A 10,651-nucleotide genomic window follows, 5' to 3' on the forward strand; every position below is an offset into this window, starting at 1 on the left:
CGTCCCGCCGGGTCAGCCCCGCCGGAGGGCGAGCAGCTCCTCCCGGTGCACGGCCTGCGCCTCCGGGTCGGGCACCGGCAGCGAGGCCAGCAGCTGCTTCGTGTAGTCCTCGCGCGGCGCGCCGAGCACCTGCTCGCCCGTGCCCTCCTCGACCAGGTGCCCGCGGTAGAGCACCGCGATGCGGTCGGCCAGGAGGTCCACGACGGCGAGGTCGTGCGACACGAACAGGCAGGCGAAGCCGAGCTCCTTCTGCAGCTCGGCGAAGAGCTCCAGCACCCGCGCCTGCACCGACACGTCGAGGGCCGACGTCGGCTCGTCGGCGATGAGCAGCTCCGGGTCGAGCGCCAGGCCGCGCGCCAGCGACGCGCGCTGCCGCTGCCCACCGGACAGCTCGTGCGGGAAGCGGTCGCCGTAGCTGCGGGGCAGCTGGACGGCCTCGAGCAGCTGGTCGACGCGGCCGCGCGCGGCCTCCGGGTTGCGCACCCGTCCGTGCACGACCAGCGGCTCCGCCACGCACTCGGCGATGGTCAGCAGCGGGTTGAACGACGTGGCCGGGTCCTGGAACACGAACCCCAGCCGCGGGCGCATCGCCTTGAGGTCACGCCCCCTGGCGCCGCGCATCTCGGTGCCGAGCACCTGCAGCGACCCGCCGCTCACGGGCGTGAGGCCGGCCATCGCGCGGGCGATCGTCGTCTTGCCCGAGCCCGACTCCCCGACCAGCCCCAGCACCTCGCCGGGGCGGATCGCGAGGTCCACGCCGTCCACCGCGGTGAACGCCGGTTGCCGGAACCGCCCCGGGTACGTGATGGTCAGGCCCTCGGCCCGCACCACCGGCTCGGACGCCGCCCATCCCTCGGGGCGGGCGGCGGCGCGCTCGACGGCGCGGACGGCGCCCTCACCGACGCGCGGCACGGCCTTGAGCAGCGCCTTCGTGTAGTCGGCCTGCGGGTCGGCGAACAGGTCGCCCACCGCCGCCTGCTCCACGACCTTGCCCTGGTACATCACGGCGACCCGGTCGGCCAGGTCCGCCACCACGCCCATGTTGTGCGTGATGAGCACGATCGCCGTGCCGGTCTCGTCGCGCAGGTGGCGCAGCAGGTCGAGGATCTCGGCCTGGACGGTGACGTCCAGCGCCGTCGTCGGCTCGTCCGCGACGATGAGGCTCGGCCCCAGCACCAGCGCCATCGCGATGACGATGCGCTGCTTCTGCCCGCCCGAGAACTGGTGCGGGTAGTGGTCCACGCGGTGCTCGGGGTCGGGGATGCCGACCGTGCCGAGCACCTCGATCGCCCGCCGCCGCGCCTCCTTCTTCGACACGTCGCCGTGCGCACGGATGCCCTCGGCGATCTGCCACCCCACCGTGTACACGGGGTTGAGCACGCTGGAGGGCTCCTGGAACACCATCGCCACGTCGCGGCCGCGCACCTGGCGCAGCTTCGACGCCGAGACCGCGACGACGTCCGTCGCCGCGCCGTCGCGCCCCGTGAGGACGACGGCGCCGCTCGTGGTCGCCGTCTCCGGCAGCAGGCCCAGGATGGTCTTGGCCGTGACGGTCTTGCCCGAGCCGGACTCGCCGACGACGGCGAGCACCTCGCCCGGCTGGACGTCGAGGCTCACGCCGGCGACGGCCCGCACGGGGCCGGCGTCCGTGGCGAACGAGACCTCGAGGTCCCTGACCGACGCGACAGCGCCGTTCGGCGCGACGGCGTCGTGCGACGCGACGGCGCTGTTCGATGCTTCGGCGCTCATGCGTCGTCTCCCTTCGGGTTCTCCGAGTGCTCGGCGGACGCCGGGTTCTCCGGGTCGGAGGCGTCCGCCTCGACCGACGTCGCCGCGACCGCCCCCGCCACCTGGCCGGAGCGTGCGCGCGAGCGCAGGCGCGGGTCGGCCAGGTCGTTGAGCGACTCGCCCACGAGGGTCATGCCCATCGCCGCGAGGACGATGGCGAGACCCGGGAACAGCGCGGTCCACCAGATGCCGGAGGTGACGTCGGCGAGCGAGCGCTGCAGGTCGTAACCCCACTCGGCTGCCGCCGTCGGCTCGATGCCGAAGCCGAGGAACCCCAGGCCGGCGAGCGTGAGGATCGCCTCCGACGCGTTGAGCGTGACGATGAGCGGCAGCGTGCGCGTGGAGTTGCGCAGCACGTGCCGGGTCATGATGCGCCAGTGCCCGGTGCCGAGCACGCGCGCCGAGTCGACGAACGCCTCCGCCTTGATCCGCACCACCTCCGCGCGGACCACCCGGAAGTACTGCGGCACGAACACCACGGTGATCGACAGCGCGGCGGCGAGGATGCCGCCCCACATGCTCGACTGCCCGCCCGAGATGACGATGGCGAGCAGGATCGCGAGCAGCAGGGACGGGAACGCGTAGATCGCGTCCGCGATCACCACGAGCACCCGGTCGAGCCAGCCGCCGAAGTACCCCGACACCAGGCCGAGCAGCACGCCCACGACGATCGACGCCACGACCGCGACGAGCACGACGAGCAGGGACGTCTGCGCGCCCCACACCACGCGGGACAGGACGTCGTAGCCGCCGACGGTGGTGCCGAACCAGTGCTCCGCGGACGGCGGCTGCTGGGCACCGAACGCGACGCCGTCCCCGCTGCGCAGCTGCGACCAGCCGTACGGCGCCAGGAGCGGCGCGAAGACCGCGACCAGCACGAACAGCGTCGTCAGGACGAGGCCCGCGATGAGCATGCCCCGCTGGAGCCCGACGCTCTGGCGCACCTGGTGCACCACCGGCAGCTTCTTGAACCAGGCCCCGCGGCCGGCGACGTGCTCGGGGGCTGCGCCGGCCGTGCCGACGCTCGTGATCTCTCCGCTGGTCATCAGTACCTCACCCTCGGGTCGATCAGGGCGGCGAGGACGTCCACGAGGAAGTTCGTCACCGCCACGACCACGGCCATCAGCACGACGATCCCCTGCACGGCGACGAAGTCGCGCGCCTGCAGGTACTCCGACAGCTGGAAGCCGAGACCGCGCCACTCGAACGTGGTCTCGGTGAGCACGGCGCCCACGAGCAGCATCGCGACCTGCATGCCGGCCACGGTGATGATCGGGATGAGCGCCGGGCGCCACGCGTGCTTGCGCACGAGGCGGCTCTCCTTGACGCCCCGCGAGCGGGCCGCGTCGATGTAGCCGGTACCGAGGGTGCCGATCATGTTGGTGCGCACGAGGCGCAGGAACACGCCGGCGGTGAGCAGGCCGAGCGCGATCGCCGGCAGCGCGGCGTGCGACAGCACGTCGAGCACGACCTCGGGGTCCCCCGTCTTGAACGCGTCGATCAGCATGAACCCGGAGTCGGCCCCGGCGAGCTGCATCGCGATCTCCCCGTCGGTGGACACGCGGCCTGCCACCGGGAACCAGCCCAGCCAGACGGAGAACACCAGCTTGAGGATGAGGCCGGCGAAGAACACCGGCGTCGCGTACGCGAGGATCGCGAGGATGCGGAGCACCGCGTCGGGAAGGCGGTCACGGAAGTAGCCGCTGACCATGCCGAACGGGACGCCCAGCACGAGAGCCACGACGATCGCGTAGGACGCGAGCTCCAGCGTCGCCGTCCCGTAGGTCGTGAGCACCTCGGTGACCGGTCGGTTGTCGCTGATCGTGGTGCCGAAGTCGCCGGAGAAGATCCCGGTGAGGTACTCCCAGTACTGGACGACGATGGGTCGGTCGTAGCCGGCCGCATGGATCAGCTCGGCGAGCTGGTCGGGCGGAAGCTTGCCGCCCAGCGCGGCGGTGATGGGGTCACCGGTCGCGCGCATGAGCACGAAGACGGTGGTGACCAGGATGAACACGGTGGGGATGATGAGCAGGAAGCGCACCAGGACGTAGCGTCCCAGTGCGCTCCCTGCCGTGCTACGTGCAGACACGAGAAGTGCTCAGTCCGTCTCTCAGCCCTTGGCCATCGCGGCGTAGCGGACCTTGAACGACGCGTCCAGCGTGTCCTCGACGCCCGTGACGTCGGCGCCGGTGACCGCGACCTGCGCACCCTGCAGGTACGGGACGGTCGACAGGTCCTCGGCCTCGGCCTCCTGGATCTGGCCCAGGAGCTCGGTGCGCTTCGCCTCGTCGGCCGTGACGGCCTGCTCGAGGATCATGTCCTCCACGTCCTGGTTCACGTAGTGGTTGCCCAGGAAGTTCTCCTTGAGGAAGAACGGCGTGAGGTAGTTGTCCGCGTCCGAGTAGTCCGGGAACCAGCCGAGCTGGTAGGCCGGGTAGACGTCGGACGTGCGGTCCTTGGAGTACTGCACCCACTCGGTGGTCTGCAGGTTGACCGTGAACAGGCCGTCCGCCTCGAGCTGGTCCTTGATGAGCGCGTACTCGTCGCCCGACGACGGGCCGTAGTGGTCGTTCGAGTACTGCAGGTTCAGCTCGACCGGGGTGGTGACCCCGGCGTCGTCGAGGCGCTTCTTCGCCGCGTCGGCGTCGGCGCCGCCCTGGCCGTCGCCGTACATCTCCTTGAGGGGCTCCGTGGCGCCGGTGAGGCCGTCCGGGACGAAGGAGTACAGCGGGGTGTAGGTGCCCTTGTAGACCTGGTCGGCCAGGGCCTCGCGGTCGATGAGGTCGGCGACGGCCTGGCGGACCGCGGTCGCCTTCTCCGGGTCGGCGTCCGACTGCTTCTCGCCGTAGGGCTGGGTGTTGAAGTTGAACGTGATGTAGCGGATCTCGCCGCCGGGCCCGTCGACGACCTTCACCGCGTCGTCGCCGCGGAGGTCCTCGATGTCCGTGGGCGACAGCGACCGGAGGGCGACGTCCACCGAGCCGTCCTGCACCTCGAGCTTGAGGTTGGAGGCGTCCGTGAAGTACTTGGCGGCGACCTTCGGCGTCTTGGCCGCGCCGAGGATGCCCTGGTAGCCGTCGTACGCCTCGTAGCTGATGAGCTCGTTCGTCTTGTAGCTCGTGATCGAGTACTGGCCGGCGAACGCCTTGCCGTCGACGATCTCCTGGTCCGGCGTCACGGCGTCGGCCGAGAAGACGTCCTCGTCCACGATGGGGCCGACGGGGGACGACAGGATCTGCGGGAAGATCTGGTCGTTCTCGCTCTTGAGCTTGAAGACGACGGTCGTGTCGTCCGGCGTCTCCACCGAGTCGAGGTTGTACAGCAGCGACGACGGGCCGTTCTCGTCCGCGATCGCGAGCTGGCGGTCGAAGGTGAACTTGACGTCGGAGGAGGTGAGGTCGTTGCCGTTGGCCCACTTCAGGCCCGGCTTGAGCTTGACCGTGTACTCCTTGGGCGACGTGAACTCCGCCGACTCGGCGATGTCCGGCTCGACGTCCGGGCTGCCGTACGGGGTGTTCATGAGGAACGGGTAGATCTGGTTCATCACCGCGAACGACCCGTTGTCGTACGACCCGGCCGGGTCGAGCGACGTGATCTTGTCCGTGGTCCCGACGACCAGCGACTCGGCGCTGCCGCCGCCGTCGCCGCTCCCGCCGTCGCCCGAACCGCCGCCGCACGCGGTCAGCACCAGCGCGAGCGCTGCGGTCCCTGCGGCGCCGGCGAGCAGCCGTCGCGAGCCTCTGATGGCACTCATGGTCGTGGTCCCCTTCGTCCAGGCCGGCCGCGGCGGGTGGCCGCGGACTCGTCACGATGCGGGTTTCTAGCACACCGGTGTGTCGCTCCCGTCACGGGTGTGGGTCACACCCGGAGGCAGGTTCGCATCGTGGTCCGGGAACCTACCACCGCTCTCTACCTCGTGTCACAGGCCGTGAGGCCCGGTAACACCTAGACTTTCCGGCATGTCCGGAGCGAGCACCGCGGGTCCTGCCCAGGATCCTCCGCACCGGAGCCCCGCGAGCGACACGGCGCCGCCGACCGGCCCGCTCCGGGCCCTGCTCGGCGGCGACACCTCGGACCAGGGCACGCCGACCGACCTCGTGCGCGTCGTCGACACCCCCGAGGCCCGGGTGCGGCACCCGTCCGACATGCTCGGCATGGTGGTCAGCGCGCTGGGCGTGGCCCTGGTGCTGGTGCTGTCGGTCGTCGCGCACGCCACCACCGAGGGCGTCACCCAGGACGTGCGGACCTTCAGCTCCCTGCTGGCGCGCATCCTGTTCATCCCGGTCGCGCTCCTCGAGGGCCTCATCACCCTGTTCGTGCCCGCGGCCGTGCTGATCGAGCTGGGCTGGCGCCGGCTGGGCCGCCAGGTGGTGGAGTCCATCTGCGCCGCCGCGCTCGGGCTCGTGCTCGGCGTCGTCACGGCCCTGACCATCTCCCGCTTCGGCAGCGACGAGCTGGTGCGCGGGCTGTCGGTGTTCACCGACGGCGCGTGGCAGCTCACCATCCCCGGGTACGTGGCGGCGATCGCCGGCCTGCTCACCACGGCGGGGCCGCGCACCCGCCGGCGCACGGTGCGCTGGTCGTGGAACGTGCTGTACCTGGCCCTGTTCATCGTGCTCATCACGGGGCAGGTGTCGCTGCCGGGCGTGCTCGTCGCCCTGCTGCTCGGCCGCCTCGCCGGGCAGGCGGTGCAGTACGTGTCCGGCGTGCGCAGCGAGCGCGCGTACGGCGCCGACCTCGTGGCGGCGGTGCGGCGGGCCGGGTTCCACCCGACCGCGCTGGTGCGGGTGCGCGACGTCTCCGCCGTCGTCGACGACGCCGAGGCGGACGCCGACGGGCCTCCCGCCCTGCCGGAGGACCCGGTGGCCTCCTACGACGCCGACGGCGACGTCGTGGACGCCCCGGAGGACGAGGAACACACCCTCCCGCCGGACCCCACGACCGCGGACGCGGCGGCCGTGGCCCTCACCCGCTCCGGCGACAACCGGGTGTACGCGCTGTTCACCGGCGACGGCGAGCCCCGCCGCGACGTCGTCGTGCTGGACGGCGACCGACAGGTGCTGACCACGGTGCAGCGGCTGTGGCGCGCCCTGCGGCTGCGCGGCCTGGAGGGCCGCGCAGCGATCTCGCTGCGCGCCGCGGCCGAGCGCACCGCCCTGCTCGCGTACGCCGCCCAGGCGGCCGGCGTGCGCACCCCTCGGCTGGAGGGCATCGGCGTCGCCGACGACTCGGTGGTGCTGGTGCAGGAGCACGCGCGCGGCGCCGTCTCCCTGCGCGACCTCGAGCCCGACGACCTCGACGGGCCGCGGGGCGACGCCGTGCTCGCCCAGGCGTGGGAGCAGCTGCGGCGGGCGCACGACGCCGGGCTGACCCACCACGCCCTCACGCCCGACGTCGTGCTGGTGCACCGGGACCTCTCCGGCGCGCCGCACGTGTGGCTCACCGGCTGGGAGCAGGGCGAGATCGCGTCGGGCACCCTGTCGCGACGCCTGGACCTCACGCAGATGCTCGCGCTGCTGGCCCTGCGGGTCGGGGCGCGTCGCGCGCTCGCCTCCGCGGTGCGCGCCCTGCCCGACGAGGACATCGCCGCCATCGGGCCGCTGCTGCAGTCCATCGCGCTGCCCAGCCCGACGCGCGAGGAGGTGCGGCGCGCGAAGGGCCTGCTGGACGAGCTGCGCGAGGCCCTCGTCGAACGGCTGCCGCAGGCGGACGTGCAGCCCCAGAACATCACCCGCTTCGGCGCCCGCACGGTCATCATGCTCACGCTGACGATCGTCGCCGTCACGGTGGTCGTCACGACCCTGAACTTCGAGGAGATCGCCTCGGCGATCACCGAGGCGAACCCGTGGTGGGTCGCGGCGTCGTTCCTGCTCGGGGCCCTCACCTGGTTCGGCGCGGCCCTGACGTTCAGCGCCTTCTCGCCGGAGAAGCTCCCGCTGTGGCGCGCCACGCTCACGCAGATGGCCGGCTCGTTCGTCGCGCTCGCCGCCCCGGCGGGCATCGGGCCCGCGGCGCTCAACCTGCGCATGCTCACCCGGCGCGGCGTGACCACGCCGATGGCGGTCGCGACGGTCGCGCTGGTGCAGCTGTCGCAGTTCGTCGTCACGGTGCTGCTGCTCGTCGTGCTGTCGGTGTCCACCGGGTCGGGCGGTCTCATCGACCTGCCGTCGACGACCGTGCTGCTGGCGATCGCCGGCGTCGGCATCGCCGTCGTCGCCACGCTCCTGGTGCCCTCCGTCCGCCGGTGGGCGTGGGAGAAGGCGCGCCCGACGCTCGAGCAGGTCTGGCCCCGGCTGTCGGCGATGCTGGGCCAGCCCACCCGCCTCGCGCTGGGCCTCGGGGGCAACGTCGTCATGACGCTCGGGTACGTGCTGGCGTTCGACTTCGCCCTGGCCGCGTTCGGGCAGTCGCTCAACCTCATCGACGTCGCGGTGATCTACCTGGTCGGCAACTCCGTGGGCGCGATGGTGCCCACGCCCGGCGGCCTGGGCGGCGTCGAGGGCGCGCTCATCGCCGGGCTCACCGCCGCCGGCATCCCGGCGTCGCTCGCCGTCACCGTGACCATGCTCTACCGCGTCGTCACCTACTGGGCCCGCGTGCCGATCGGCTGGGTGGCGATGAAGCGCCTCGAGAAGACCGGCGACCTGTGACGGCGGTGGGCTCTGCGCCCGGCTGCTCGTCGAGCACGTCGTCGGCGTCGGCCGCCGCGGAGGAGCTCGACCGCGTGCTCGCGGGGCTGCAGTGGCGCTTCGTGGCACGGTCCCGGCACACGCTGGCCGCCGGCGAGTGGGCCGAGCACGCCTCCGGGGACGCGGCGCTCCTGCTCGTCACCAACGGCCTGGTGCGCGTGCGCGGCGTGGGCGACGTCGCCGACCTCGCGCCCGGCGACTTCCTGTTCCTGCCGCACGGCCCGCGCTTCGAGGTGCACGCGCTCTCGACCGCCGCCGTGCAGTGCGTGCGGGTGGCGCCCGTGGGCGCGGACGACGGCGCGGGCGTGCTGCCCGCCGTCGTGCTCCTCACCGAGCTGCCGCAGACCGAGCCGACGGCCGCGACGATGCTGCGCTCGCTGGTCGAGGACTACCGCGCCCCGCGCAGCGTGCTGGGCGACCGGGTCGTCACGCTCGTCGCGTCGATGGCGATCAGCGCCTGGTACGCGCGCGGCTGTGCCCCGGCCCGCTGGCTGATGCAGCGCGAGGACCCGGGCCTGGCGAGCGCCGTCGCCGCGATCCACGCCGACCCCGGCCGCGAGTGGACGGTGGACGACCTGGCCCGCGTGGCGCTCGCCTCCCGGTCCGGGTTCGCCGCCCGCTTCCGCTCCGCGACGGGGCTGACGCCCGGGCGCTACCTGGCGCAGGTGCGCGTGGCGCACGCGCGCTGCCTCCTGACGGCGGGCGACCTGCCGGTCGCGACGATCGCCCGCCGTCTGGGCTACGGCTCGGACACGGCGTTCGGCCGCGCCTTCCGCCGTCACACGGGCGCGACGCCGTCCGAGTACCGCCGCGACAGCGTGCTGCGCACCAGGACCCCGCCCGCGACGGCGGCCACCGCCGCCACGAGGTAGGTCCAGCCGACCCCCACGGAGTCGACGCCGAGGCCGCCCACCGCGGAGCCGAGGATGATCGCCGTCTGGAACGCCGCGACGACGAGCCCGCTGCCCGCCTCGACCTGGCCGGGCATCATGCGGGTGATCCACACCTGCACCACGTTGAGGACGCCGCCGAACGCCGCGCCCCACACGATCACCGCGGGGTACACGAGCAGCGGCAGGGCGGACGCCAGCCCGACGGCGGCGACGCCCGCGCCGATCGCCACGGGCACTGCGAGCAGCAGCACCGCGAGGTGCCGGTCGACGAGCGCCCCGATCGCGAAGTTCCCGACCAGGCCGCCCACGCCGAACAGCGCGAGCAGCACCGCGACCTGCCCGACGTCGGACCCCGGCAGCTGCGACAGCGCGGGCCGCACGTACGTGTAGCCGGCGAAGTGCCCGCCGATGACCGCGACGATCGCCACGAGGCCCAGGCCGACGCCCGGCGACCGCAGCGCCCGGCCCGTCGCCGACCAGCCGATGCCCGGCGTCGGCGCCACGGGCGGCAGGGCGACGCGCATCGCGACCGCCGTCACCACCGTGATCACCGCGGCGGCCACGAACACGACCCGCCAGCCGGCCGCGGCGCTGAGGATCACGCCCAGCGGCACGCCGGCCACCGTGGCGACGGTCGTGCCGGCGTTCACCACCATCATGGCCCTGCCCACCTGGTCCGCGGGGACGAGCTGCGTCGCGATGACCAGCGACATCGACCAGTAGCCGCCCAGCGCCGCGCCCAGCAGCAGCCGGGCCGCCATGAGCACGCCGATGCTCGGCGCCAGCGCCACCAGCACGTTGGAGGCGACCGCGCCCAGCGCGAGCACCACGAGCAGCGTGCGGCGGTCGGTGCGCGGGAACAGCGAGCCCAGCACGAGGGCGGTGAGCAGCGCGGTGAGGGCCGTGGCGCTCACGGAGAGGCCCACGACGCCCTCGGTCACCCCGAGGTCCTGCGCCACCGGGGTGAGCACCCCGGGCGGCAGGAACTCCGCCGTCACGAGGGAGAAGCTGCCCAGGAACATCGTGGCCAGCGCCAGCGCGGCGCGTCGGCGCGGGAGGGGGCCGGGCGCCCCCGTGACCGCCGTGGTGGCCGTCGTGGTGGCCGCCGCGGGAGCCGCGGCGGTGTCGATCGGGTTCGTCGTCATGCAGGTCGCAACAACGCGCGGCGGCACCCGGGCCGACCGGGACGCCGACGGACTCGATCCAGACGCCACGCGCCGGACGCCGTCCGCCCCCGGGGCCGGGGACGCCGGAGGCCCGCCGCTCGCAGGATGCGGGCGG

Annotated in this window: 7 protein-coding genes; 2 read left to right on the forward strand and 5 right to left on the reverse strand. The window is 73.2% G+C overall.

Annotated elements, in window-relative coordinates:
- Positions 1-12: 12 nt before the first annotated feature.
- From ACFWEK_RS13135 to ACFWEK_RS13150, 4 genes are read right to left on the reverse strand one after another with little or no spacing between them, the layout of a single operon-like run.
- Positions 13-1,749, reverse strand: a complete 1,737-nt coding sequence (locus tag ACFWEK_RS13135) for a dipeptide ABC transporter ATP-binding protein (RefSeq protein ID WP_430554332.1) — start codon at positions 1,747-1,749, stop codon at positions 13-15.
- Positions 1,746-2,834 (reverse strand): ABC transporter permease, encoded by a 1,089-nt coding sequence (locus ACFWEK_RS13140; RefSeq protein WP_430546590.1) that lies wholly within the window; start codon positions 2,832-2,834, stop codon positions 1,746-1,748. Before ACFWEK_RS13140 ends, ACFWEK_RS13135 begins: the two co-directional genes overlap by 4 nt.
- Positions 2,834-3,877: an ABC transporter permease gene (locus ACFWEK_RS13145; RefSeq protein ID WP_430554333.1), complete on the reverse strand. Its 1,044-nt coding sequence runs from the start codon at positions 3,875-3,877 to the stop codon at positions 2,834-2,836. The genes ACFWEK_RS13140 and ACFWEK_RS13145 overlap by 1 nt, the downstream gene beginning before the upstream one ends.
- A gap of 21 nt (positions 3,878-3,898) precedes the next feature.
- A complete protein-coding gene (locus ACFWEK_RS13150; protein WP_430546592.1) occupies positions 3,899-5,542 on the reverse strand; it encodes an ABC transporter substrate-binding protein in 1,644 nt (547 codons plus the stop codon).
- Between the two features lie 205 nt (positions 5,543-5,747).
- Between ACFWEK_RS13150 and ACFWEK_RS13155 the strand changes: the two genes are divergently transcribed.
- Positions 5,748-8,438 carry a flippase-like domain-containing protein gene (locus tag ACFWEK_RS13155; protein ID WP_430554334.1) on the forward strand — a complete coding sequence of 897 codons (2,691 nt, stop codon included), beginning with the start codon at positions 5,748-5,750 and terminating at the stop codon, positions 8,436-8,438.
- Positions 8,435-9,349: a helix-turn-helix domain-containing protein gene (locus ACFWEK_RS13160; RefSeq protein WP_430554335.1), complete on the forward strand. Its 915-nt coding sequence runs from the start codon at positions 8,435-8,437 to the stop codon at positions 9,347-9,349. The genes ACFWEK_RS13155 and ACFWEK_RS13160 overlap by 4 nt, the downstream gene beginning before the upstream one ends.
- On the opposite strand, the gene ACFWEK_RS13165 is transcribed toward ACFWEK_RS13160, so the two are convergent.
- The gene (locus ACFWEK_RS13165; RefSeq protein WP_430554336.1) at positions 9,256-10,515 is read right to left on the reverse strand and encodes an MFS transporter; all 1,260 of its coding nucleotides are present in this window, start codon (positions 10,513-10,515) and stop codon (positions 9,256-9,258) included. The two genes, ACFWEK_RS13160 and ACFWEK_RS13165, sit on opposite strands and share 94 nt — an antisense overlap.
- Positions 10,516-10,651 lie beyond the last annotated feature (136 nt).

It is taken from the genome of Isoptericola sp. NPDC060257, assembly GCF_042726645.1.
Classification (GTDB): Bacteria; Actinomycetota; Actinomycetes; order Actinomycetales; family Cellulomonadaceae; genus Isoptericola; species Isoptericola nanjingensis.